Source organism: Paenibacillus sp. FSL R5-0378, assembly GCF_038009285.1.
Classification (GTDB): domain Bacteria; phylum Bacillota; class Bacilli; order Paenibacillales; family Paenibacillaceae; genus Paenibacillus_AQ; species Paenibacillus_AQ favisporus.
Genome location: NZ_JBBPAY010000001.1, coordinates 1,379,975 through 1,404,624, shown reverse-complemented (window position 1 = coordinate 1,404,624; position 24,650 = coordinate 1,379,975). Strand labels below are relative to the sequence as shown.

At 51.6% G+C, this 24,650-nt stretch carries 21 protein-coding genes; all 21 read right to left on the bottom strand.

Features of this window, described 5'->3' with window-relative positions; translation table 11 throughout:
• Positions 1-156 precede the first annotated feature (156 nt).
• Positions 157-1,560 (bottom strand): argininosuccinate lyase, encoded by a 1,404-nt coding sequence (argH, locus tag MKY74_RS06195; RefSeq protein ID WP_076174547.1) that lies wholly within the window; start codon positions 1,558-1,560, stop codon positions 157-159.
• A gap of 109 nt (positions 1,561-1,669) precedes the next feature.
• Positions 1,670-2,902, bottom strand: coding sequence for an argininosuccinate synthase (locus MKY74_RS06190; RefSeq protein WP_076174549.1), 1,233 nt, complete (start codon positions 2,900-2,902; stop codon positions 1,670-1,672).
• A 26-nt stretch (positions 2,903-2,928) separates the two neighbouring features.
• Entirely contained in the window at positions 2,929-3,885 is a 957-nt protein-coding gene (gene argF / locus MKY74_RS06185; protein ID WP_076174785.1) for an ornithine carbamoyltransferase, read from the bottom strand.
• Between the two features lie 46 nt (positions 3,886-3,931).
• On the bottom strand, positions 3,932-5,128 hold the full coding sequence (locus MKY74_RS06180) for an acetylornithine transaminase (protein WP_076174551.1): 1,197 nt from the start codon (positions 5,126-5,128) through the stop codon (positions 3,932-3,934).
• Between the two features lie 71 nt (positions 5,129-5,199).
• Positions 5,200-6,033, bottom strand: coding sequence for an acetylglutamate kinase (gene argB, locus MKY74_RS06175; RefSeq protein WP_076174790.1), 834 nt, complete (start codon positions 6,031-6,033; stop codon positions 5,200-5,202).
• Positions 6,034-6,066: 33 nt separating this feature from the next.
• Complete coding sequence (gene argJ / locus MKY74_RS06170; protein WP_076174553.1) at positions 6,067-7,296, bottom strand: bifunctional glutamate N-acetyltransferase/amino-acid acetyltransferase ArgJ; 1,230 nt, start codon at positions 7,294-7,296, stop codon at positions 6,067-6,069.
• 17 nt (positions 7,297-7,313) lie between these two features.
• Positions 7,314-8,378: an N-acetyl-gamma-glutamyl-phosphate reductase gene (gene argC / locus MKY74_RS06165; RefSeq protein WP_076174555.1), complete on the bottom strand. Its 1,065-nt coding sequence runs from the start codon at positions 8,376-8,378 to the stop codon at positions 7,314-7,316.
• A 480-nt stretch (positions 8,379-8,858) separates the two neighbouring features.
• Positions 8,859-9,746 carry a YitT family protein gene (locus MKY74_RS06160; protein WP_076174557.1) on the bottom strand — a complete coding sequence of 296 codons (888 nt, stop codon included), beginning with the start codon at positions 9,744-9,746 and terminating at the stop codon, positions 8,859-8,861.
• Between the two features lie 128 nt (positions 9,747-9,874).
• Positions 9,875-10,988, bottom strand: a protein-coding gene (prfB, locus tag MKY74_RS06155) for a peptide chain release factor 2 (RefSeq protein ID WP_116233509.1) whose coding sequence is annotated in 2 segments (ribosomal slippage) — positions 9,875-10,915 and positions 10,917-10,988 — 1,113 coding nt in all. Because the reading frame shifts where the segments join, the coding sequence is not laid out codon by codon here.
• Positions 10,989-11,172: 184 nt separating this feature from the next.
• A complete protein-coding gene (gene secA, locus MKY74_RS06150) occupies positions 11,173-13,680 on the bottom strand; it encodes a preprotein translocase subunit SecA (protein ID WP_076174561.1) in 2,508 nt (835 codons plus the stop codon).
• Between the two features lie 447 nt (positions 13,681-14,127).
• Positions 14,128-14,706: a ribosome hibernation-promoting factor, HPF/YfiA family gene (hpf, locus tag MKY74_RS06145; protein WP_076174563.1), complete on the bottom strand. Its 579-nt coding sequence runs from the start codon at positions 14,704-14,706 to the stop codon at positions 14,128-14,130.
• A gap of 284 nt (positions 14,707-14,990) precedes the next feature.
• Positions 14,991-15,188, bottom strand: a complete 198-nt coding sequence (locus MKY74_RS06140) for a cold shock domain-containing protein (RefSeq protein WP_076174565.1) — start codon at positions 15,186-15,188, stop codon at positions 14,991-14,993.
• A 215-nt stretch (positions 15,189-15,403) separates the two neighbouring features.
• Positions 15,404-15,601: a cold shock domain-containing protein gene (locus MKY74_RS06135; RefSeq protein WP_076174568.1), complete on the bottom strand. Its 198-nt coding sequence runs from the start codon at positions 15,599-15,601 to the stop codon at positions 15,404-15,406.
• 197 nt (positions 15,602-15,798) lie between these two features.
• On the bottom strand, positions 15,799-18,897 hold the full coding sequence (locus MKY74_RS06130; RefSeq protein WP_341011795.1) for an S-layer homology domain-containing protein: 3,099 nt from the start codon (positions 18,895-18,897) through the stop codon (positions 15,799-15,801).
• A 333-nt stretch (positions 18,898-19,230) separates the two neighbouring features.
• Positions 19,231-19,566, bottom strand: coding sequence for a hypothetical protein (locus MKY74_RS06125; protein ID WP_076174572.1), 336 nt, complete (start codon positions 19,564-19,566; stop codon positions 19,231-19,233).
• Positions 19,559-19,957, bottom strand: a complete 399-nt coding sequence (fliS, locus tag MKY74_RS06120) for a flagellar export chaperone FliS (RefSeq protein ID WP_076174574.1) — start codon at positions 19,955-19,957, stop codon at positions 19,559-19,561. The genes MKY74_RS06125 and fliS overlap by 8 nt, the downstream gene beginning before the upstream one ends.
• Before the next feature lie 25 nt (positions 19,958-19,982).
• A complete protein-coding gene (gene fliD, locus MKY74_RS06115) occupies positions 19,983-21,491 on the bottom strand; it encodes a flagellar filament capping protein FliD (protein ID WP_076174576.1) in 1,509 nt (502 codons plus the stop codon).
• 15 nt (positions 21,492-21,506) lie between these two features.
• Positions 21,507-21,875 carry a flagellar protein FlaG gene (locus MKY74_RS06110; RefSeq protein WP_076174578.1) on the bottom strand — a complete coding sequence of 123 codons (369 nt, stop codon included), beginning with the start codon at positions 21,873-21,875 and terminating at the stop codon, positions 21,507-21,509.
• Positions 21,876-22,012: 137 nt separating this feature from the next.
• Positions 22,013-23,659, bottom strand: coding sequence for a flagellin N-terminal helical domain-containing protein (locus tag MKY74_RS06105; protein ID WP_076174580.1), 1,647 nt, complete (start codon positions 23,657-23,659; stop codon positions 22,013-22,015).
• 144 nt (positions 23,660-23,803) lie between these two features.
• Complete coding sequence (csrA, locus tag MKY74_RS06100; RefSeq protein WP_076174582.1) at positions 23,804-24,043, bottom strand: carbon storage regulator CsrA; 240 nt, start codon at positions 24,041-24,043, stop codon at positions 23,804-23,806.
• Between the two features lie 2 nt (positions 24,044-24,045).
• Positions 24,046-24,495 carry a flagellar assembly protein FliW gene (fliW, locus tag MKY74_RS06095; RefSeq protein ID WP_076174584.1) on the bottom strand — a complete coding sequence of 150 codons (450 nt, stop codon included), beginning with the start codon at positions 24,493-24,495 and terminating at the stop codon, positions 24,046-24,048.
• Positions 24,496-24,650 lie beyond the last annotated feature (155 nt).

Genomic DNA, 24,650 nt, shown 5'->3' with positions numbered 1-24,650 from the left:
AGAAATAATGTAACATAACATTGTTACGTTGTAAATACGGCAAATGAAAAATATGGGGGACCTAATGAAAAAAGACGCCTCCACAAGGGAAGCGCCTTTTCTTATCTGCTATTTCTGATCTGCTCAATCACATAACCACACCGTTACGGCTATCGTTTAAACATGCTCGGCAAGCCACTGCTCAGTCATGCTGAGCAGCACTTCGCCGCGTTTAATCGCCTCAGCCACCTGATCCGTCGCCGTGCCCCCGTACACATTGCGGGCGTTCACGACGGTTTCCGGCCGCAGTACCTCATAAATCGTGTCGTCGAACAGCGGCGAAAACTGCTGGAACTCCTCCATCGTCAGGTCAAGCAGGTACTTGCCCTGCTGGATGCAGTACAGCACCGTTTTGCCGATGACTTCATGCGCCTGGCGGAACGGCAGCCCTTTGCCGACGAGGAAGTCGGCGATGTCCGTCGCGTTCGAGAAGTCCTGGTTGACCGCTTCGCGCATGCGGCTCTTGTTCACCTTCATCGTGGCGATCATCGGCGCAAACAGCTGCAGGGCTCCCTCCAGCGTGGCCACCGTGTCGAACATGCCTTCCTTGTCTTCCTGCATATCCTTGTTGTACGCCAAAGGCAGCGACTTGAGCACCGTCAGAAGGCCCATCAGGTTGCCGTATACGCGGCCGGTTTTACCGCGAACCAGCTCCGGCACGTCCGGGTTTTTCTTCTGCGGCATGATGCTGCTGCCGGTACAGAAGGCGTCGTCCAGCTCGATAAAGTTAAACTCCGTGCTGCTCCACAGCACCAGCTCTTCGGACAGGCGGGAGAGATGCATCATGATGATGGACGCGTGGGACAGGAACTCCACGATAAAATCGCGGTCGCTGACCGCATCCAGACTGTTCTCGTAGACCCGGTCAAACTGCAGCTGCTCCGCCACGAAATGGCGGTCGATCGGGAACGTCGTCCCGGCCAAGGCGCCGGCGCCGAGCGGCAGGACGTTAATGCGCTTATAGCTGTCCATGAGCCGCTCGATATCGCGCTGGAACATGGAGACGTACGCCATCAAATGATGGGCGAACAGAATCGGCTGTGCCCGCTGCAGATGCGTATACCCCGGGATGATCGTATCCAGGTTGTCCCTTGCTTGTCCGATCAGCGATTTTTGCAGCTCATGCAGCATGCCGACCAGCAGGGCGACTCGCTTTCGCAAATACAGGTGCATATCGGTCGCCACCTGATCGTTCCGGCTGCGTCCCGTATGCAGCTTGCCGCCGACCGGGCCGATCTCGGCGATCAGATTTTTCTCCACGTTCATATGGATGTCCTCGTCCGCCACCGAAAACTCGATTTCACCGCGGCGGATTTTGTCCAGCACGGTTTGCAGCCCCGCCTTAATCGTCTCCACGTCTTCCTGCGGAACGATTCCGCATTTGCCCAGCATCGTCACATGAGCCAGGCTGCCTTGAATATCCTCCTCGGCGAGCGCCTGGTCAAAACCGATCGAAGCCGTATATTCGTCTACCAGATGGTTGGTCTGCTTCGTAAAGCGCCCTCCCCACAGTTTGCCCACTATCGTTCTCTCCCCTCTTGCTTGACAGCAGAGGGCCGCTCCTTCCCGTGACCGACAAGGAACGGCCTCCCTACGACATGCTTGTGCTGTTGATTATATCATGGAAAAATTATTTGTTCTGTGCCACGCCTGTGCCGACTTTAAGACGCAGGGCGTTCAAATGGATAAAGCCGGTAGCATCCCCTTGATCGTACGCTTGGGTCGGATCGGCTTCCATCGTGGCGATGTCCGGGTTGTACAGGCTGACCGGGCTCTTCACGCCGGCAGCGATGATATTGCCCTTGTACAGCTTCACGCGCACCGTACCGGTCACGTTCTTCTGACTTTCGGTCACGAGCGCCTGCAGTGCCAGACGTTCCGGTGCGAACCAGAAGCCGTTGTACACGAGCGTGCTGTAACGGGTGATCAGGCTGTCGCGCAGGTTCATCACTTCGCGGTCCATCGTGATCGACTCCATTTTGCGGTGCGCGGTGAACAGGATCGTGCCCCCTGGCGTTTCATACACGCCGCGGCTCTTCATGCCGACAAAACGGTTCTCCACCATGTCCACGCGGCCGATGCCGTGCTTGCCGCCGAGCTCGTTGAGGCGCTCCATTACGGCCAGCGGGTTCAGCTTCTCGCCGTTAATGGCGACGCAGTTGCCCTGCACAAAATCGAGCTCCACGTATTCCGCCTCGTCCGGCGCATCCTCAGGAGACACGCTGAGCAGGTACATGTCTTTATTTTCCGGAGCGCTGGCATCGAACCAAGGATCCTCGAGCACGCCGCTCTCATAGCTGATATGCAGCAGGTTGCGGTCCATCGAATAAGGCTTCGCCGCCGAGGCTGTTACCGGAATGCCGTGCTTCTCGGCAAAAGCGATCATTTCCGCGCGTCCCGGGAACTCGTTACGGAACTCCTCCAGACGCCATGGAGCGATAACTTTGATGTCCGGAGCCAGGGCCGCAGCCGCCAGCTCGAAACGCACCTGGTCGTTCCCTTTGCCCGTTGCGCCGTGCGCGATTGCCGTTGCGCCTTCCGCGCGGGCGATGTCCACCATGCGCTTGGCGATCAGCGGGCGTGCAATGCTCGTGCCGAGCAGGTACTGCCCTTCATACAGCGCTCCCGATTGGAACATCGGGAAGATGAAATCCTGTGCGAACTCGTCGCGCAGATCGTCAATATATACTTTCGAGGCGCCGGTAGCCAGTGCCTTTTCCTCCAAACCGTCCAGCTCTTCCTTCTGTCCGATATCGGCCGTAAATGCGATGATTTCGGCATCATACGTTTCCTTGAGCCACTTCAGAATGACCGACGTATCCAGACCTCCGGAATACGCCAGTACGATTTTTTCTTTTGCCATGTCTTAACTCCCTCTCCTGACTAATCTTAACCCATCAATGCGGCCATCAGCGCTTTTTGCGCATGCAGACGGTTTTCGGCCTGGTCGAAAATAACCGAGTTTTTGCCGTCGATGACCCCTTCGCTCACTTCTTCCCCACGGTGTGCCGGCAGGCAGTGCATGAACAGGTAGTCTGCCTTCGCCAGCTGCGCCAGCTTCTCGTCGACTTGATAGTTTTTGAACGCCGCCTCGCGGACCTTCTGCTCTTCTTCAAAGCCCATGCTTGCCCATACGTCGGTATAAATGACGTCCGCGTCCTTCACCGCTTCTTCCGGACTGTGCGTAACGACGATCTGCGCGCCGCTTTCCTTGGCAATCTCTTGGCTTACCTTCACCACGGCCGGATCCGGGGTGTACCCTTCCGGACTTGCGATCGATACGTTTACGCCCAGCTTGGCGCCGCCGATCATCAAGGAATGGGCCATGTTGTTGCCGTCGCCGATGTAGGCGAGCTTCAGGCCTTTCAGCTGGCCCTTGTGCTCATAGATCGTCTGGTAATCCGCCAGCACCTGGCACGGATGCGCCAGATCGCTCAGGCCGTTGATCACGGGGACGGAGGCGTATTTTGCCAGATCCGTCACATTGTGATGCCCGAAGGTGCGGATCATGATGCCGTCCAGATAACGCGACAGCACCTGCGCCGTATCGCTGATAATTTCTCCGCGTCCGAGCTGAATGTCGTTTTTGCTTAAAAAGAGCGCGTGGGCTCCGAGCTGGAACGCCCCCACCTCGAACGATACCCGGGTACGGGTGGATGATTTTTCAAAAATAAGTCCGATCGTTTTGCCCTTCAGCGGCTGGTATTCCTCGCCGTTCTTCTGCTTGCGCTTGAGTTCGATCGCCAGATCGATCAAGTACTGAATTTCTTCCGTTGTATAATCGTCGAGCTCCAGCAGGTCTCTTCCCTTCAGGTCGATATCCTGCAGCAGCCCGGTTTGGCTCAACATCGTTACGTCCTCCTTTATCAGTGCATGCTCTAATGCTGCCCGGCTACGCCTTGTTTACTGCGGTATGATCATGGATCAGCTCGGCAATCATGCTGACGGCCTGATCGATTTCTTCTTTGGAAATATACAGGTTTGGAAGCAGGCGGATCACGTTCGGACCGGCGGTTACGAACAGCAGCCCGCGTTTCTGCCCTTCCAGCACGATGTCGTTCACCGGCTCCTTGCACTCGATGCCGATAAGCAGCCCTAACCCGCGCACTTCATTGACAAAAGGATGCACAGCCACCTTTTCGTTCAGCTGCTGGATCAAATACTCGCCCATGTCCGCGGCGCGCTGCGGCAGCTGATCCTCGAGAATCGTCTCGATCGTGGCGATCATCGCCGCCGTCGCGATCGGCGTGCCGCCGAAGGTAGAGCCGTGGCTGCCCGGCGTAAACGCGTCTTTCAGATAACCTTTACCGAGCATCGCTCCTGCCGGGAACCCGCTGGCAATGCCTTTGGCGAGTGTGAAAATATCCGGCTCAATGCCGTAATGCTCATACGCAAACAGCTTGCCTGTACGCCCCATGCCGGTCTGAATCTCGTCAACGATGAGCAGAAGCCCATGCTGCTCGCACAGCGCCTTCACTGCCTTCAGGAAGTCCGGCTGCACGACAAGCACGCCGCCTTCCGCCAGCACCATCTCGATCATGATCGCAGCCGTATCCGGTCCGATGGCTGCTTTCAGCGCATCCAGATCATGCAGCGGTACGCTCTTGAAGCCGGCAGGCAGCGGCAGAAAGCCGTCTTTTACCTTATCCTGGCCGGTTGCCGTCAGCGTAGCCAGCGTACGTCCGTGGAAGGATTGATGGAAGGTGATGATTTCAAAGCGTCCGGTGCCTTTCACCTTCTGGTGGTAGCGGCGGGCCAGCTTGATGGCCGCTTCGTTCGCTTCCGCGCCGCTGTTGCAGAAGAACACCGCATCCGCGCAGCTGTTCGCCGTCAGCAGAGAAGCTGCTTTTTCCTGGTTCGGAATGTGGAACAGGTTCGATACATGCCACAGCTCATCCAGCTGGGCTTTCAGCTTCTCGGTCACTTTCTTCGGCGCATGGCCCAGATTGGTCACCGCTATACCGCACATAAAGTCGAGGTACTTGTTCCCTTTATCGTCCCACAGCCAGCTCCCTTGCCCTTTCACCAGGCTGATCGGATATCTGGCATAGTTCTGAAACAATGAGCTTGCCTGTTCGCTTGCGCTCATCCCTAATCACTCCTTCTCCCGGAGCCGCAGGTCCCTCCCTGTGCCCCTGTTTAAATGGTCCTGACTTTATCTTAATCCCTCACGATACGGGTACCCAACACTTCACCCTGCAGCACCCGGCTCAGTACCCGGGGCTCACTTCCGTCCACGATGACGACTTCCTGCACGTCTCCTTGAATGCAGCTCACCGCGGCCCGAACTTTCGGAATCATGCCGCCGTAAATATCGCCGCTGGCGATCATGTCTTCGATTTGCTGCACCGTCACCGACGGCAGCACCTGCTTCTCGCCGTCCACGGCTTTCAGGATGCCGGGCACGTCCGTGACCACGATCATCCGGTCGACTCCCAGATGGGAAGCGACGGCGCCCGCCGCGGTATCGGCGTTAATGTTGTAACGCTGCCCGGCCGCGTCCACCCCGACCGGTGCGATGACCGGCATGTAGCCCATAGCCGTAATGCCTTTAACGATCGCCGATTCCACGTAGGTCACGTCGCCGACATGGCCAACCTCGGCCGCGTTCGCAACCGGCTCGGCCTGGATCAGTCCCCCGTCGACGCCCGACAGGCCAAGAGCCCGGCCGCCCGTGCTCTGGATCCGCCGCACGATCTGCTTGTTGATCGTTCCGGCCAGCACCATTTCCACCACGTCGAGGACGTCCTCGGTCGTCTTGCGCAGGCCGTTCACGAATTCCGTTTCAATGCCCAGCTTGGCGAGATTGTCCGAAATGGCCGGACCGCCCCCATGGACGATGACCGGCTGTACGCCCTGCTGCTGCAGCTGCTTCAGATCTTCAAAGAAAGAATCCGGCAGTGACGCCAGCGTGCTTCCCCCGCACTTCATGACAAACGTCTGCTGGCCATCCGCTCCAATATGGGAGCCCTGCTCATTCTCCAGCGTCTTCATATGCATTCACTCTCCCCTGCAGCTGCCTTCGCCTTATGTCCGGTAAGCCGCATTGATCCGTACGTAGTCATAAGTCAAATCGCAGCCCCAGGCGGTGGCTTGCCCGGCTCCGCCGTGCAGATCCACAACGATGCGGACGGTGTCCCCTTTCAAGTAAGCCAACGCTTCATCTTCATCAAAAGCGACCGGACGCGATTGTTCCAATACGCTGATATCGCCCAGCCGGATGTCGACCGTTTCTGGATTTACCGGCTCGCCCGCACGTCCGACGGCAGCGATGATCCGTCCCCAGTTGGCATCGGCGCCAAATACGGCCGATTTGACCAAGCTCGAGCCGATAACCGTCTTGGCAATCGCCCGTGCCGACAGGTCGCTGACTGCGCCGGTGACGCTGACCTCGACCAGCTTCGTCGCGCCTTCACCGTCCCGCGCAATCGCTTGGGCCAAGCTCCGGCACACATACGTAAACCCTTCGGCAAACGGCTCCCAGTCCGGATGCGCTGGCGTCAGCACTTCGTTCCCGGCCAGCCCGCTGGCCATGGCGATCAGCATATCGTTCGTGCTCGTGTCGCCGTCTACCGTAATCATGTTGAACGTCACGTCCGTCGCCTGCCGCATCAGCTGCTGCAGTGCCTCCTGGTCAATGGCCGCGTCCGTCGTCATAAAAGCGAGCATCGTCGCCATGTTCGGATGAATCATCCCCGAACCCTTGGCCGCGCCGCCAATTGTCACCTCTTTGCCGTTCACCAACACCGATACGCAGGCTTCTTTTTTCACCAGGTCCGTGGTGAGGATCGCCTGCGAGAAGTCCTCCGCGCCCGAATTGGCGCTGCTGAGCCGCGGCGGCAGCGACTCGATGCCCGCGTTCACGCGGTCCATCTTCAGCAGCTCGCCGATCACGCCCGTGGACGCGACGGCCACGTCCTGCTCCGCCACGCCGAGGTGGCGGGCCGCGGCCGCCCGCATGTCATAGGCATCGGCTTCGCCCTGCTGCCCGGTGCACGCGTTGGCGTTGCCGCTGTTCACGATCACAGCCTGCAGCGTGCCGCTTCGCAGGCTCTCGCGCGTCACCTTCAGCGGTGCCGCTTGAAACACATTCGTGGTGTACACGGCCGCAGCCACGGCCGGCACCTCGCACAGGATCGCGCCAAGGTCATGGCGATCCGTCTTCTTGAGTCCGCAGTGCACGCCTCCCGCCGAAAAGCCTTTCGGCGTGACGATCGATCCGTCCTTCACCTGCGTAAACGTCGTTAATTGTCCCATGTCTATGTTCATCCCGCTTACGGATACACCGGAGTATAGCCGAGTCCGAGATTCTCCTCCCATCCCATCATCAGATTCAGGTTCTGTATCGCCTGGCCTGCCGCACCTTTGACGATATTGTCAATGACCGAAATAATGGTGACCCGGCCCGTCCGCGGATCCGCCGCAAAACCGATATCGCAATAATTGGAGCCCAGCACTTCCTTTGTCGCCGGCCAAATGCCCGTGTCGCGCACGCGCACGAACGGCCGTCCTTGGTAATACTGCCGGTACAGCTCCACAAAATCCTCGTCGTTATACACGCCGTTCAAGTTTGCATACATCGTGCTCATAATGCCCCGGGTCATCGGTACCAGCTGGGTCGTAAACGTCACGGTCACCTGCTCACCGGCTACTTGGCTTAGAACCTGTTCAATTTCCGGGATATGCTGATGTTTATTCACTTTGTAAGCTTTGAAATTTTCATTAATTTCCGCAAAATGGGTCGTCAAGCTCGTTCCGCGTCCCGAACCCGATACGCCGGACTTGGCATCAATGATAATGCTGTTCGGGTTAATCCAGCCGGCGCTGATAGCCGGAACCAGACCGAGCAGGGTAGCCGTCGGGTAACAGCCGGGATTGGAAATAAAGTCCTTGCCGGCGACTTCTTCCCCAAACAGTTCGCACAAACCGAAAACGGCTTCTTCCAAATAGGCCGCATCCGGCGCGGTGTGCTTATACCATTTTTCGTACGTGGCGCCGTCCTTGATCCGGAAATCCCCGGACAAATCAATGACCTTAAGTCCTTCTTCCAGCAAGCCCGGCACCAGCTTGGAGCTCACGCCCGAAGGGGTAGCCGTAAAGACGACATCCGCCTTGGCGGCGATTTCCTTCGGATCGGTACCGTCCAAATTTTGCACGATAATATCCGTTAAATGCGGAAAACCTTCCGAAATCGGCGTTCCCGCGCTCGATGATGAAATCACTGACGTAATGACTGCTTTGGGATGCCCCTGCAGCAGCCGGATCAACTCAACCCCGCCGTAGCCGGTCGAACCGACAATCGCAATCCTAACCTTCTCCCCAGTACCGTGTTCTCCCATTCCCCGCGTTCCCCTCTCTACTGCCGCTTCTGTATAAATCATGAATAATTATGTATTATTATACGACCGCTTTTATATAAATACAACACTTTGGAACGAATTTCCCTTATCCTGTAAGGGCTTTTCCGCTCCCGTCTCCTATGGTCCGAGCCTACGTACCTTTCAATCTCCAAGAAAAAAAGACCCTGCTCAAGGTCCGCTTCGCTTCATGCCTATTGAAAACTTACGCGTCGCTCATTCATTGACTGTATGGATATCTGCTCGGAGTGCCGCCATCTGCACCATTCATATGCAGAAAACTCCCCTTGTTATGTATGCTGTTATTTATTTTTGATGCCGTATCGGTCCGGACAGGTGTGAACATCTAACCATTCCCTCCAACCTTTTCATAATGAAAAAGAGGCTGCCCAGTCCGCATGGATAACTGTTCGCCTCTTTTTGTTGTTCATTATTAAGCTATGATGGGTTGTAAAAAAATGCTCAGCTGCCCTGCAGCTTAAAGCCCTCGCCCAGCACCTCATGCGCATTGCTGATGATAACAAAAGCCTCCGGGTCCACCGACTGCACCAGCGTCTTCAGCCGCGTCGTTTCGCTCTGGCCGATGACGACCATCAGCACGGTCCGGTCCGTCCCGGTATAGCCGCCGGTGGCGTTCAGCTTGGTACAGCCGCGGTCCAGGTCCTTCAGCACCGCCGCCGTTATCGGCTCGATATGGTCCGAAATGATATAAGCCACCTTCGAGTAATTGAAGCCGAGCTCAATGGCGTCGATCACCTTACCGGTGACATACAGTCCCACCAGCGCATACAGCGCCTTCTCCAGAGACAGCGTACAGGCAGCCAAAACAATGACCGATCCGTCCAGGATCACGACGCACAGGGAAAAGCTGAGTCCGCTGTATTTCTGAATAATTTGGGCCAGCGTCGTCAGTCCGCCAGTGGAGCCCCGTCCCCGGTACACGATCCCGATGCCGAGACCGACCGCAATCCCGCCGTAAATCGAAGCGAGCAGCGGGTTGCTCGTCGGCAGCGGCCAGTCCTTCGTCAGATAGACGAACAAAGGCAGCACCACGCTGCCCAGCAGCGAGCGGATGCCGTAATTTTTTCCGAGCAGCAGGATGCCCAGGATAAACAACGGGATGTTGAGGGCCCATTGGGTAAAGGCCGGTTCCATGCCAAACCAGGCTTCGGTTAATACGGAAATCCCGGATACCCCGCCGGAAGCAATCCCGTTCGGCAGGAAAAACAAATTAAATCCTAAAGCGATAATAAAGGAACCGACAATGATGAGCAGCGTGTCCACCACGTGGCGCCGGGGTCCGCTCATAGGCAGAGATGCCTTTCTGCGGTTCGATGACTTCTGAGACATGAACAATTTTCTCTCCTTACCTAAAATATAAAATAGGCCATCCAACAGCCAAGCCTTCCGGAATGCTAAAATCAGTCCTTTACACCAAAAAATTCCTACACGAATAGCGTGTAGGAATTCACTTGGTTTTATTCGGTTTCCACCTTGATTTGGCTGCGCAAATAACCGTCGATGAACAGATCCAGGTCCCCGTCCATGACAGCGCCGACATTGCCGGTCTCCACTGAGGTGCGGTGGTCCTTTACCATACTATAGGGATGAAACACGTAGGAGCGAATCTGGCTGCCCCAGGCAATATCCGACTGTTCCCCTCGGATTTCATCCAGCTGTTTTTGCTGCTCTTCGAGTTTGCGCTCGTACAGCTTCGAGCGAAGCATCGTCATCGCGCGCTCCCGGTTTTTGATCTGCGAGCGTTCGTTCTGACAGGTTACGACCACGCCCGTCGGGATGTGGGTAATCCGAACCGCGGAGTCTGTCGTGTTGATGTGCTGACCACCAGCGCCGCTGGCCCGGTACGTATCGATCTTGAGATCCTCTGTCCGGATCTCTACGTCGACGTCCTCGGTAATCTCCGGCACGACATCGCAGGAGACGAACGACGTATGGCGGCGTCCCGACGAGTCGAACGGCGAGATGCGCACCAGACGGTGCACGCCCTTCTCGGCTTTCAGATAGCCGTAAGCGTTAAAGCCTTTGATCAGCAGCGTAACGCTCTTGATCCCGGCCTCGTCACCCGGCAGATAGTCCAGCGTTTCGACTTTGAAGCCATGCTTCTCTGCCCAGCGGGTGTACATCCGCAGCAGCATCTGTCCCCAATCCTGGGACTCGGTGCCGCCGGCACCCGGGTGAAGCTCGAGAATGGCGTTCATTTTATCGTAAGGCTGGCTCAGCAGCAGCTTGAGCTCAAAATCGTCCAGCTTCTTGGTTAACGACTCCACCGCTTCGGCGATTTCGGAGGCCAGCGATTCGTCGCCTTCCTCGTCGGCCAGCTCCGCCATCATGGAGGCGTCGTCGTATTCCTGCTGCAGCTTCTCATACTCGTCAACAGATGACTTCACCGCGTTCATTTCTGCGATGACCGATTGAGCCTTTTCGTTGTCATCCCAAAAGTCGGGAGCCGACATTTTCTCTTCGAAGTTCGCGATCATTTCCTGCTTCAGATCTAAGTCAAAGAGACCCCCTAAGATTGGTGAGTTTCGTTGCAATTTCCCGCAGGTCGTGCTTAACGCTTGGATCTAACATGGTTTACTCTTCACCTCTTTATCGACATAAACTCCCTTAAGCGGAAAGACCCTGCGGTACCCTCCTCTTCAGAGCAGCGCCCGCATTGGGTCTCCCGGTTTAAGGGAGTTTTGGCTCCGCTTCTTAGAGTTGCCTAAGAAACGGCTGTTGTATGAATGACTTTAACATTTGCTTCTATATTATCTTATGCTTCTTGACCGTGGCAGTGTTTGTACTTCTTGCCGCTGCCGCAAGGGCACAAATCGTTGCGTCCGATCTGTTCGCCGACTTGCACCGGCTTCTTCTCGGTCGGCTCGCCATTTGTGGAAACCTTGCTCTCTTCCACAACCGCCTGGCGCTCCTGGTTTGCTTCGATATGGGCCTTCATCACGTACATAGCCACTTCCTCCTGGATGCTGGCTGTCATCGTGTTGAACATCTCGAAGCCCTCGAACTGGTATTCACGGAGCGGATCCGTACCGCCGTATGCACGGAGGTGGATACCTTGACGGAGCTGATCCATCGCGTCGATGTGGTCCATCCACTTGCTGTCGACGGAGCGGAGCACGATAACTTTCTCGAACTCACGTACCAGCTCGGAACCGATCCGCTCTTCGCGCTCTTCGTACTTCTTCTTCACCTTATCGAAGATAAACTCTTCAATCTCCTCAACCTCTTTACCCCACAGATCGTCGCGGGTAATGGAGCCTTCGTCGAGGAGCTTGCTGTTTACGTAATCAGCCACTTCCTGGAGCTCCCAGTTTTCCGGAATATCGTCGGAGCAGTGTACCTCAACCGCACGGTCAATGACCGGCTTGATCATCTCCATGACGATATCCTTGATGTTATCGGATTCCAGAATTTCACGGCGCTGCTTGTAGATGATTTCCCGCTGCTGGTTCATGACGTCGTCGTATTGGAGGACGACCTTCCGCAGGTCGAAGTTGTTGCCTTCGACGCGTTTTTGCGCGGATTCGACCGCACGGGTAATCATCTTGCTCTCAATCGGCTGGTCTTCCTCAAAACCGAGGCGTTCCATCATGTTCAGCACGTTGTCGGCGCCAAACCGCTTCATGAGCTCATCGCCCAGCGACAAGTAGAACTGCGTCGAACCCGGGTCGCCCTGGCGTCCGGCACGGCCGCGAAGCTGGTTATCGATCCGGCGGGATTCGTGGCGCTCTGTACCAATGATATGCAGACCGCCCACATCAGCCACACCTTCACCCAGCAAAATATCGGTACCCCGTCCGGCCATGTTGGTCGCGATCGTTACCGTACCCGGCTGACCGGCGCGGGAGATAATGTCCGCTTCTTCGGCATGGTATTTGGCGTTCAGCACCTGGTGCTTGATGCCCTTACGCTTCAGCATTTCCGAAATCAGCTCGGAGTTCTCGATAGATACCGTACCAACCAGCACCGGCTGGTTCTTTTTGTGGCGTTCCACGATCTCGTCGACAACGGCCTTGAACTTGCCGTTCACGCTCTTGTACACGATGTCCGGCATGTCGTTCCGCTGGTTAGGTTTGTTTGTCGGTACCTGGATAACTTCCAGGCCGTAAATTTTCTTGAATTCTTCTTCCTCTGTCTTCGCCGTACCGGTCATGCCGGCCAGCTTGCGGTACATCCGGAAGTAGTTCTGGAAGGTAATCGTCGCGAGCGTCATGCTCTCGTTCTGCACCTCGATGCCTTCCTTCGCTTCGATCGCCTGGTGCAAACCGTCGCTGTAGCGGCGTCCAGCCATTAGGCGGCCGGTAAACTCGTCGACGATCACCACTTCGTCCTCGGTTACGACGTAGTCGACGTCGCGGCGCATGATGACGTTCGCCTTCAGCGCCTGCACGATGTGGTGGTTCAGCGTAATATGGCTGTGGTCATACAGGTTCTCGATGCCAAAAGCGCGTTCCGCTTTAGCCACACCCTTTTCCGTCAAAGCAACGGATTTAACCTTAATATCGACCGTATAGTCTTCTTCCTTCTGCAGCTGCTTCACAAAGCGGTCCGCTACGTAATACAGCTCCGTCGATTTCTGGGCTTGTCCTGAGATGATCAGCGGCGTACGCGCCTCATCGATCAGAATCGAGTCCACTTCGTCAATCGTACAGAAGTACAGCGGGCGCTGCACCATTTGTTCCTTATACAGCACCATGTTGTCACGCAGGTAGTCGAAACCGAACTCATTGTTCGTACCGTACGTAATATCACAGGCATAAGCCAATTGTTTATCCGCATGGTCCATGCCGCTCAGGTTCACCCCGACGGTCATGCCCAGGAATTCGTAAATTTGTCCCATTTCCGCGCTGTCCCGCTGAGCGAGATAGTCGTTGACGGTGACCACGTGCACACCTTTGCCGAGCAGGGCGTTCAGGTATACCGGCAGGGTACCTACCAGCGTCTTCCCCTCACCGGTCTTCATTTCGGCGATCTTGCCTTCGTGCAGCGTCATACCGCCGACCAGCTGAACGTCGTAATGACGCTTACCGAGCACGCGCTTGGATGCTTCGCGTACGGTGGCAAACGCTTCAGGCAGGAGATCATCGAGGGTTTCACCCTTCTCCAGACGCGCACGGAACTCCTCCGTCTTCCCTTTCAGCTGCTCATCGGAAAGGTTGACGAATTCCGGCTCTAATTTGTTGATCTGATCAACCGTCTTCATCAGACGCTTAACCTCACGATCGTTGACGTCACCGAAGATTTTTTTGACAATACCTAGCATGGTTAACCCCTTTCGCGCAAAACAATTGTTAGAATCAACTTCAGTTATTTCAGGGTTATGTTCAAATGAAATAGATTCTTCATGAACCAATTCACACAGACACCGGCTGAATGAGATGGATTCAAAAAGAATCGATTCATACAGGAGTATTGAAGATCTGCTGCTTGTTGAAATTGATCCGGACAGAATCGGCTTCATACAGACAAAATGCAACTGCTTGAAGTTCATTCCAATCGTGTTCAAACCGGTAATTAAAATAAAAACGGGTTTGCATAAATTGTAACAGTTTGTAAGAGATGCCGCAACAACTTACAGCCCTTACAAACGGCCTCTATTTATATACGCACGAAGAGCCCCATCCGTTGCAGGACAAGGGCTCTTTTTTTACTCGAAACTCAATAAATATTTACATAATCATGAAAATTGTTACAACGGACCGTCATTTTGTTAATACGCGCTGCGTTCATTTTGTTCGATCAAACCGTATTTTCCATCATTCCGTTTGTAAACGACATTCACTTCCTGGGTATCAATGTTCGAAAAAACAAAGAAATTATGTCCGACCATGTTCATCTGCAAAATGGCTTCTTCCACGTCCATCGGCTTCAGGGTGAAGCGCTTCGTGCGGACCACTTCCAGATCGTCGTGCTCTTCCTCCGTCATCGTCGGCAGCAGGCCGGTACCGGTCGCGGCTTCTTCCGTGAACAGCATCTTCAGGCTTCCTTCCTGGCGGAACTTGCGGTTGAGCTTGGTCTTGTGCTTGCGGATTTGACGTTCCAGCTTGTCCACGACGGCATCAATAGACGCGTACATGTCATCGCTGCGGTCCTCGGCCCGGAGCATCACTCCAGGGAGCGGAATCGTTACCTCCACACTGTGCAAACCTCGAGTAACTCCAAGTGTCACATTTCCTTCTGAGGCGGGGGGTGCATCGAAATACTTCTCAAGCCTGCTGAGCTTCTTGTCGACATAGTCCTTCAAAGCGTCAGTAACCTCGATTTGTTGACCTCGAATAGCTAAATTCATAGGGCACTCCTCCTTTGCAGTTCCATTATATCACAATTGTTAACGCTAAGTAAAAAGGCGTTTTTGGGCGGCTGTCCGCCAAATGAAAGCCCTTTACTCACCCCCGCTGTCCGCCTAAAGCAGGGTAAAATTCCTTAACCGCACAGGAGGAAATGAAACAGGTTCGATCGTGGTAAAATCCGCCGGAACACAAAGAAAGACCCTGGAGATCCAGGGTCTTATCGCTACCGTTCTTCAATTACTTAACCATCGAACCGTATATGTAGGTCGGCCTTGCCGGATGATTATAATTTGATTACGTTAGCTGCTTGCGGTCCACGAGCGCCTTCGACGATGTCGAATTCAACGTCTTGACCTTCTTCCAAAGTCTTGAAGCCTTCAGATTGGATTGCGGAGAAGTGTACGAATACGTCGCCACCTTCAACAGTCTCGATGAAGCCATAACCTTTTTCTGCGTTGAACCATTTAACTTTACCTTGCATGCACTAACATTCCCTTCGTCGTCAAATAAAGTGTGACTTACGCCCACATTCCTGAATATACCACCCAAACTTGTCCATTGTCAATTGGAATGGAAAGGGGTTTAATTGTATAAAATTCCAGATCATTTGGCTTTAAGTAACATAGGAGTAATTATTCCTAGGTACCGTTAACTATCAGCAAAAACAAAAATTTGAGCAAATCAGCCCAAAGAAAATTATAATTTTGTTACGTTTGCAGCTTGTTGACCACGAGCACCTTCAACAATGTCAAATTCGACTTCCTGACCTTCATCCAACGTTTTAAACCCCTCAGATTGGATAGCGGAGAAGTGCACAAATACATCATTGCCCTCAGCAGTTTCAATGAACCCGTAGCCCTTCTCGGCATTAAACCACTTAACTTTTCCCTGCACGCGATAACGCCCCTTTCATTATCAGATAATGTGACAACCTCCATATCTCTTAACCTTATGAACTTTCTATATTGAAAAAGGGAGGCAGTTGAGCCTCCCCCTTTAAGAATAATACTGTGAAGAGACATGCGAAGCATCACACAATTTACTTATCTTATAACCAGGAGAAATTATTTTGAATCATAAACTTGGCGCATTTACTCTTCTTGATTATTCAGTCCCTCTACGGTAGCTTCAACTTGTTTTACTTCACTGACATTTCCTGCGTTGTCTGTTACTTCGATCTTCACCACATAGGTCGCTGGCTTCGTCCAGTCAATCGTGACATAGTCCATATCTCCGCTGCTATGGTACCCCTGTCTTACCAGCGTGGCCAGTTTTGTATTGGCTGTGATTTCATCCAAGTATGCTTCAACTCCGGCAGTCCCTTTGGAGTAGTTCTTTCCTGTCTCGACTCCAAACAGATAGCCGTCCCACGTTTTGTCTTTGACTAAATCTCCTCCAGTTATGGAGTTTTGGATCGGCACTAAGTTTTCGCCGTTCTTCTCGAAGTAGCTAATTCTCACATCCGCATCTGTCGAGAGGTCAATGTCCTCGTCGATGCTAAAGTTCAGTACCAACCCATTGTCTACCGCCAATGAAGCATCTTGAATTGTCGGGGCCACAGTATCTTTTGGTCCCTCTACGGTAGCTTCAACTTGTTTTACTTCACTCACATTTCCTGCGTTGTCCGTTACTTCGATCTTCACCACATAGGTCGCTGGCTTCGTCCAGTCAATCGTGACATAGTCCATATCTCCGCTGCTATGGTACCCTTGTCTTACCAGCGTGGCCAGTTTTGTATTGGCTGCGATTTCATCCGAGTATGCTTCAACTCCGGCAGTCCCTTTGGAGTAGTTCTTTCCTGTCTCGACTCCAAACAGATAGCCGTCCCACGTTTTGTCTTTGACTAAATCTCCTCCAGTTATGGAGTTTTGGATCGGCACTAAGTTTTCGCCGTTCTTCTCGAAGTAGCTAATTCTCACATCCGCATCTGTCGAGAGGTCAATGTCCTCGTCGATGCTAAAGTTCAGTACCAACCCATTGTCTACCGCCAATGAAGCATCTTGAATTGTCGGGGCCACAGTATCTTTTGGTCCCTCTACGGTAGCTTCAACTTGTTTTACTTCACTCACATTTCCTGCGTTGTCCGTTACTTCGATCTTCACCACATAGGTCGCTGGCTTCGTCCAGTCAATCGTGACATAGTCCATATCTCCGTTGCTGTGGTACCCCTGTCTTACCAGCGTGGCCAGTTTTGTATTGGCTGTGATTTCATCCAAGTATGCTTCAACTCCGGCAGTCCCTTTGGAGTAGTTCTTTCCTGTCTCGACTCCAAACAGATAGCCGTCCCACGTTTTGTCTTTGACTAAATCTCCTCCAGTTATGGAGTTTTGGATCGGCACTAAGTTTTCGCCGTTCTTCTCGAAGTAGCTAATTCTCACATCCGCATCTGTCGAGAGGTCAATGTCCTCGTCGATGCTAAAGTTCAGTACCAACCCATTGTCTACCGCCAATGAAGCATCTTGAATTGTCGGGGCCACAGTATCTTTTACCGCTTCTACCACAACAGTTCTTGTCACTTCTTTCGCTTTATTCCCTGCTGCATCACTCACATTGTAATGAATGGTGTAGGTACCGGCCACTTCCGTATCGATCTTGTCTACCGATTGACCATCTTTCGAATAGGTGACTTTTGCTTGCAGGCCCGTATCTTTGTTGTCCGTAATGGTAACACCTTCATCGACATATTCTGCGCCATATGCCAGAGTTACGGTAGACTCGCCTTTCAGGGTAATAACGGGAGCTACTGTATCCGCTGGAGTCGTCGTTCCCCCGCCATTATTACCTCCGTCATTCGATCCGCCGGAAGAACCGCCGCTGTTGCCCCCGCTACTGGCGCCACCGGAACTTCCGGAAGAAGCAGGAGTGTTCACTTGAATGGAGTCCTTTTGAGAACCTTCCGTTTGGTTTGGCTTGGTTTGGAAAGTTGAGCCTTTGGCGCCATCATTAATCGTTGCGGTTTGAATCTGGCCGGAGCCGAGGAGTTTCGCTACCGCATCCAAAACAAGTCTCACGATCTTCGCTTCCCTGCTCAGTTCGATCGATGTATTTCCTGCAGAACCATCAACTTGAACATTTTCGATCGAACCTTTAACCAATTGAACGGAAATGGATGCAGCAAAAACATCAACATCATCGAATGTTCCGTTCAGCGTAACTTTTGCATTAGCCGGGAGATCATTGGACAATTCAACATTTGTAAAGCCCTCGCCGCTGGCATGGTCTTCTTCCAATTTGGCCGACGACTTCACAACGACGCTTTGGGTGACCGTGGAACCTTCAGCCACAATACGCACGGTTCCGTCCTTTTTGTTCACAACGATATTCACCAGCACGGAGTCAACGAAGTGGATCGAGTTTTCGCCGCCGCCCTCAACGTTGGTGGTTCCATGAACTTTGACGTTTTTCAGGGTAGCATCTCCGCTGCCGATTCCTTCGGCAAGGGTCAGGTTGCCTTGGATCTCTACATTTTGGAGTATCACTCCTGGAGCGCTGATGACAACGTTTCCATGAATCACCTGGATTTCTTGATCCGTACCGCCATAAGTGCCAGCATGATCAAAGGTCACGGTCTCAGACGCTTTCTTCGCAAAAGCTGCATTAATCAGCACAACCGCTTCGGCTCTCGTCAAACTTTTCTGCGGTTCAAATGTTTGGTCCGGGTAGCCGTTCATGATTTTACTATCCAGGACTGCGGCGACACCTTGCTTGCTCCACGCAGAGATGCGGTCGGCATCCTTGAAGGTAGACAACAAATCCGTCTGTCCCGCTGTCAGTCCCACAACTTTGGCAATCATAGCTGCAGCTTCTTGACGGGTGACATCAGCAGAAGGGTGAATCGTCTGATCTTGGTACCCTTGGACGTATCCAGCTTTAACCGCTTTGGCCACATCTGTATAGGCCCAGTTGCTGCTGGACAGATCGTTAAATTGAACTTGAGCAGATTCGGTGTATCCAAAAATACGATTGACCAATACAATAAATTCAGCCCGAGTAATCGATTGATTGGGTCTAACCGTACCATCCTCAAAACCTTTCAGAGTTCCTTGGTTTACCCACTCCTGCAGCTGTTTTTCAGCCCAGTGACCGTTGATATCCTTTGCGGGTTGTGCCGCAAATGCGGGACTAACAGCCCCCAAAGTCATCCCCAAACCTAGCAATCCGGTTAACGTACCATGCAAACCTTTTTTCACTAGAATATCCTCCTATAGACTTATGTAGTTATGCGTTAAAACGAAAATATGAACTAAATCGACATTATTTTCATTCAAAGTTGCTTCACCCGACCTCCATTTCTCAAAAAATCAGAAAACTTATAACATTAGAACCAGGACTTAAAGACTATCAATACTTCTTGTATCCTACCATATTTAGACAAAGGAAATCTATACTTTTGTTCCTTTTGTTTCCTATTACTTTTTTTATTGCTAGGGTTGAATTAAAAAATAAAAACAAAAAAGACTAGAATATGGATTCTAGTCTTTTCAGTGTCTTGCTATATGTGGCTTTTTTGTCAGGCTAACATATTACTTCCTTTGGTCCATCAAAAAGCTATCCGGTGTGTATGCTGCTTCATAAGCGCTCCGCTGCATCTTGGCTTGTCCTCTGTGTTGAAGCCAGTCGGAGGCTTCCATTTTAAGCTGGTTCATGCGGTTAAGGATGAGCGGATCCGCCTGTAAAATACTTTGTAATTGCTCAACTTGGCTCGGTGAAAATGGTGTGTGCTGCTTGAGCCGGTTCAGTTCATCAATCAGCTGCTGGCGCTCCTGGACAAAATCCTGCAGCTCCTCATATGCCGTATATTGCAGGCGTGCTAGGACGGTTTCGGTTAACGCTTGGAGCGAAGAGATCAGGTTATCCATTCGCCGTCTCTTGGCTCAAGCTGCCGGCTGTCATTTTAGCGGCTTCGGCAAAGGTTTCCCGCAGATCCATCAAATACCCTAGCGCCTCTTCAGCAGGTGCTGCCGTCTTCTTCACATTGGACTCAATCAGCAGATGATTAATATATTCATATAAGGATGCGAGCCCTTCCGAAACGGCATAACTTCGGTCCAGCGTAGACAGCAGCTCGTTGACGATGCTTTGGCTTTTGCCTAAATTCAAATTGGCTTTCTGCAACTCTTTCTTCTGCAAGCTGTCGATTCCAGCACGGACAAAGCGGATTGCTCCATCATACAGCATCAGAAGCAGCTGCCCTGGCGTAGAGGTTTGAACGGATGACTGACGGTATTTTTCATAAGGAGATGTTATCAAGTGTCTTCACCCTTTACTTAAAAAATTATTGGGTAGTTCCGAACAGACTGGACGACTGGGACTGCAGTTGGTTCATGGCCGTTTCCATGGCACTAAATTGCTTGTAATACCGGTCTTCCTGATCATCAAGCCGCTTAATCAAATCACTGATGCGCGACGTATATTCCTTCATTTGTTTCCCCATGACACTCTCGTCTTTAAAAGCAGCACTGAGGTCCCCGCTAAAGCGGTTCGTACCGGCGCGATCGGAGAACTTTTGAAGCGTGCTAGTCATGGTCGTGGACAGTTTGTTGACAATTCCATCTGAACCTTGGAATATGTCGGAGAGCTGCTGCGGGTTGCTCTGTAATGCTTGCTTTAGCTTGTCCTCGTCCAGATACAGCTTGCCGCCTTCGTAGTATTGGCCCGTGGTGATGCCCATTGCGCTTAATTGTCCCAGGCTGTTGTTAATCACCGAACGCATAGCGCTAATGGTATCTTTGAGGATGTCGTCATTTTTCAGAAGGCCACTCTTCGCTTTAGCTTCCCAGGCTGTGATATCTGTCTCTTTCATGGCCGATTTTTGCTCGTCCGTCAGCGGCGGGTAGTCACGATATTTCTCCTCGTCTACCTTGGTATTCATGGTGTTCAGCAGGTCGTTGTAAGTATCGATGAAGGACTTTATTGTGTCAACAGCCTTGGTCGGATCGATAGTTGTCGTAATTGTGGAGGGTTTGGACAAATCAGCGGTAACCTTTTGAACTGTTATAGCGATACCGTTCACCACAATATTATTACTGTTGTCCGATGTAAATGTTTTACTGTCGCTGCCAGAGGTAACTTTAATCTCTGCACCATTTCCTATAGTAGTTTTACTCTCATCGGCAGCTCCGAGTTTTAGTAAATTGAGCAGCTTCGCTCCACTTGGAGTACTGCTGCTTTCCTCTATATCTACTTTCCCGCTGTCACCAAAGGTTTTTGACGATATGGAGAACTTCCCACTCACTTCATCGAATGACGCTGTAACATTCGCCGAAGAGTTGTTAATTCTACTAATTACATCAGATAAGGTGTCCGTGCTTGAAAACTGGATATCAGTTCCGTTGATTTTCAACTTAAATGTTTCGGCAGCAGAGCCCTCCGCAGTGGTTGGGTAATCAGTCAATGATTTAAGATTTGTTGTCAGCTTAGCCGTACCAGCCGCTGTTGTCATGGATTTGGTTGCGGCTATCGTTGTTTTGGTGGCAACCTGGGTAACAATCACTTGCATAGGAGTAGTTATTGCGCTTGAAGAAGCATCTGCTTTAATTGCTTCCGTATCTCCACTTACAGCAGCTGTTTGTGAAGTCATGCTGTTACTCTTGGCAAAAATATCTGTGAGCTTGGTTTTAAAACCAAAAACCTTACTATTCATTTCCCTGTAGCTATCACGCTGCCAGGAAAGGTATGTTTTCTGCTGATTTAATTTATCTAGTGGAGCACGTTTAGCAGTCATTAGTTCCTTGACCATGCTGTCGATATCCATGCCCGAAAAACCGTTAATACGAAGTGTCATTTTCGGAATACCTCCTTACACTTTAGCGTCAATCATGATGCCCGCCAGTTCCATCATCTTGGCAACCAAATCCAAGGTTTTCTCCGGCGGAACTTCTCTGATCACTTCTCCTGTTTCTTTATTGAGAACTTTGACCATGATTTCATGGGTTTTATCGTGAATACTGATATCTAGTGTTGTTTCCGGCCCTTGCAGAGACTTCACGGCCCGGTCAATGTTCCGGATCAGTTGCTCTTCCCCAATTGAAACCGAAACACCCTGCTTTTCTTTCAATGCTAAATCTTCACCGTTTCGAATCATGGATGCTGCACCGATCATAGATGCCGCTGAATCTGTTTTATTCTGAGATGACGTACTCGCAGTCAAGGAAAATTGTACATTCATCCTGGCTACCTCCGACTAAAGGATATATATACTATTATCGGCTTCTATTGCTTGGAGGTTTAGTTGATGTTGCATAATTGTAGAAAATAAAAAGAGCCCTGGGAAAATCCCCAGAACTCTTAATGATAATTCTAAAATTAACGGAGCAATTGCAGAACGCCTTGTGGCTGTTGGTTGGCTTGAGCCAGCATTGCTTGTGCAGCTTGAGCAAGGATGTTGTTCTTCGTTTGTTCCATCATTTCTTTTGCCATATCAACGTCACGGATACGGGATTCAGCAGCTGTCAGGTTCTCGGAAGCTGTTCCCAAGTTGTTGATCGTGTGCTCCAGACGGTTTTGAACGGCACCCAGTTTAGAACGCGCGCTGGAAACGGTTTGAGTAGCTTTGTCCAGAACTGCGATAGCAGCAGCTGCGTCTTCTTTTGTGGAGATGTTCAGAGCAGCTTCATTCTTAACGTCGTTTGTTCCGTCAGTTACACTATTTTCTTTCGTGAATCCCGCATCACCAGCTTTACCAGTAATACCCAGAGCATTGGAACGCATGTCACCAATGGACAGGCTCATGGATTGACCAGTGTTAGCACCGATTTGGAAAGAAGTTTGGAAGTCCTTTTGAACCCCGCCATCTTTGATTGTAATTCCATTTCCGGCTTCACCTTTTGCAGTTGCTGTAACTGTCAACTTGCCAGCGTTGTTAGTTGCATCAGCGGAGAGTTTAACACCGTCAATCTTGTCACCGAGAGTATCCACGATGGCTTTGATTACTGCATCTCCATTTGCTGCACCGCTGATATTTACGCCAAGTGCGTTTCCTTTGTAAGAGCCTTTAGTTGCATCGTAAAACTCGATTTGTTGACCATTAATTGTGAGTCCTTTACCAACGAGGGCTGCCGCTGTATCAGCATCAGTAATGCTGGAGAAATCAACGTCAGTAGTCGCTTGTGTGTATGTTGTCGTACCAACAGATGCCGCATTACCAGTAAAAGCAACTGTACCAGTTTTCGCTGCTGCAGTCATATTTCCGAGTGCACCGTCGAATTTACCGCCATTTTCTTTAGAAACTGCTTCAATCTTAATCGTACTAGCTGTTGCATTCCCAGTTACAGTGAAGCTTCCTTTCAGTGTGTCATTTGCGTCGATAGCTTTCTGTAAGGCAGTTGCAAAAGAAGTAGCCGTGTCGCCAGTAGCTGTTGCATCAGCATCCAGTTTGGCAGTAATTTCTTGGCCGTTAATTGTAAGAGTGATCGTGTCGTTTGCTTTACCTGCTGTACCAACAGTCAGGGTCTGAGATGCAGGTGTGTTGACAGTTTCCCCATCTTTCAAGAAACCATCTTTAATTACTCCAGTGCTGGTGAGGTTTTGTGTTCCGTCACCTTTCAGCAACTTCTGAGTGTTGAACTCAGTTGTGTTACCGATACGGTTGATTTCGGAAGTCAATTGGTTCATTTCGTCTTGCAGAGCTTGACGATCTGTGTCCGTGTTCGTTCCGTTCGCAGATTGGTTGGAGATTTCGCGCATACGTTGCAGAATGCTGTGAGTTTCGTTCAGAGCGCCCTCAGCTGTTTGGATCAAAGAGATGCCGTCTTGAGCGTTACGGGAAGCTTGGTCCAAACCGCGGATTTGGCCGCGCATTTTTTCGGAGATTGCCAGGCCGGCAGCGTCATCGCCCGCACGGTTGATGCGAAGACCGGAAGACAGTTTCTCGATATTTTTGTTTGTGTTTGCTGTGTTAATGGACAGCTGGCGGTGAGTGTTCAACGCCGCAATGTTGTGATTGATAATCATTGGGTATTTCCTCCCTGAAATATAGTTAGTACCACGTCCATGTGGTAACGCTGCCTCTTTAAGGTCGGCCGCCCCGCCAAAGCAGCGTCTAAACTATATATCGACACAGCGAACAACTCTTTTTAGACTTTTCTCGTGATTTTTTTATTTTTTATTCGGATCACGCAATTTTCCCAGGAGAGCTTCCAGCATGGCCGGAGCGGGTGCCGCCGACTCCTGGTTGCTCTCTTTGATCGAGAGGTAGATCTCTTTACGGAAAATATCAATATGCGGCGGAGCGGAAATACCGACTCTCACCGTATCCCCTTCCACACTCAATATCGTGATTTCGATTTGATCCTGAATGACGATGGACTCATTTTTCTTACGCGATAATACCAGCACGATTATTCACCCGCCTTTGCTGAGGGTTGGGAGCCGCTTTCGCTCCAAAGTGGATGCCGAGTCTGATATGGAGAATGATGCAGCACTACCTGTTTGCCTAGGTTCTTCTCTGGGTTCAGCACGACAGGCGCGAGCAAATTCATCGTGGACTGATCTATCTGCTCTTTTAACGAAATGATGCAGCGAATCACGACCTGGGATTGAATATCAAGCTCCTCTGTATCTGCCTCCGGCAGGTCGAACTCGTACTGTGGAAAATATACAAACGGATCTCCCAGCAGAAAAGCAAAGCCCGGCTCCTTCGTCGACTGCAAATAATCAAAAGGTCCTTCCTCCAGCGAAATCAGTGCGAACTCCGTTTCCTCCTCGAATCCCGGCATGCCTTTCGGAAACCGATAAATTTGCTCCTCGGCGATGTCGAGCTCTCCCCAGGATGCGGTCTGTATAATCATGGCGGTCACTCCTTGTTCATCGATTGAAATTTCTGTACCATAACTCAGGGCAAGTACGTAAAATGTCCCTACGATCACTCTTGTTTTCGGATTTCTGATTTATAAAACCAATGTAAGGTAGCAATCCGAAAGCCAAATGTGACCGCTTCGCTTCT

What these genes read in the sequence shown, in the direction of transcription:
- argB (WP_076174790.1), bottom strand. Translation starts at nt 6,033, where the DNA reads ATGAAGACGCTGGAGAATGAGCAGGGCTCCCATATTGGAGCGGATGGC.
- MKY74_RS06160 (WP_076174557.1), bottom strand. Translation starts at nt 9,746, where the DNA reads ATGTCTCAGAAGTCATCGAACCGCAGAAAGGCATCTCTGCCTATGAGC.
- fliD (WP_076174576.1), bottom strand. Translation starts at nt 21,491, where the DNA reads ATGACACTTCGTATTAACGGTTTTTCGGGCATGGATATCGACAGCATG.
- MKY74_RS06190 (WP_076174549.1), bottom strand. Translation starts at nt 2,902, where the DNA reads ATGGCAAAAGAAAAAATCGTACTGGCGTATTCCGGAGGTCTGGATACG.
- fliW (WP_076174584.1), bottom strand. Translation starts at nt 24,495, where the DNA reads ATGATTATACAGACCGCATCCTGGGGAGAGCTCGACATCGCCGAGGAG.
- MKY74_RS06125 (WP_076174572.1), bottom strand. Translation starts at nt 19,566, where the DNA reads ATGGATAACCTGATCTCTTCGCTCCAAGCGTTAACCGAAACCGTCCTA.
- hpf (WP_076174563.1), bottom strand. Translation starts at nt 14,706, where the DNA reads ATGAATTTAGCTATTCGAGGTCAACAAATCGAGGTTACTGACGCTTTG.
- MKY74_RS06180 (WP_076174551.1), bottom strand. Translation starts at nt 5,128, where the DNA reads ATGAGCGCAAGCGAACAGGCAAGCTCATTGTTTCAGAACTATGCCAGA.
- argC (WP_076174555.1), bottom strand. Translation starts at nt 8,378, where the DNA reads ATGGGAGAACACGGTACTGGGGAGAAGGTTAGGATTGCGATTGTCGGT.
- MKY74_RS06140 (WP_076174565.1), bottom strand. Translation starts at nt 15,188, where the DNA reads ATGCAAGGTAAAGTTAAATGGTTCAACGCAGAAAAAGGTTATGGCTTC.
- secA (WP_076174561.1), bottom strand. Translation starts at nt 13,680, where the DNA reads ATGCTAGGTATTGTCAAAAAAATCTTCGGTGACGTCAACGATCGTGAG.
- argJ (WP_076174553.1), bottom strand. Translation starts at nt 7,296, where the DNA reads ATGGGACAATTAACGACGTTTACGCAGGTGAAGGACGGATCGATCGTC.
- MKY74_RS06110 (WP_076174578.1), bottom strand. Translation starts at nt 21,875, where the DNA reads ATGAATGTACAATTTTCCTTGACTGCGAGTACGTCATCTCAGAATAAA.
- MKY74_RS06105 (WP_076174580.1), bottom strand. Translation starts at nt 23,659, where the DNA reads ATGATTATCAATCACAACATTGCGGCGTTGAACACTCACCGCCAGCTG.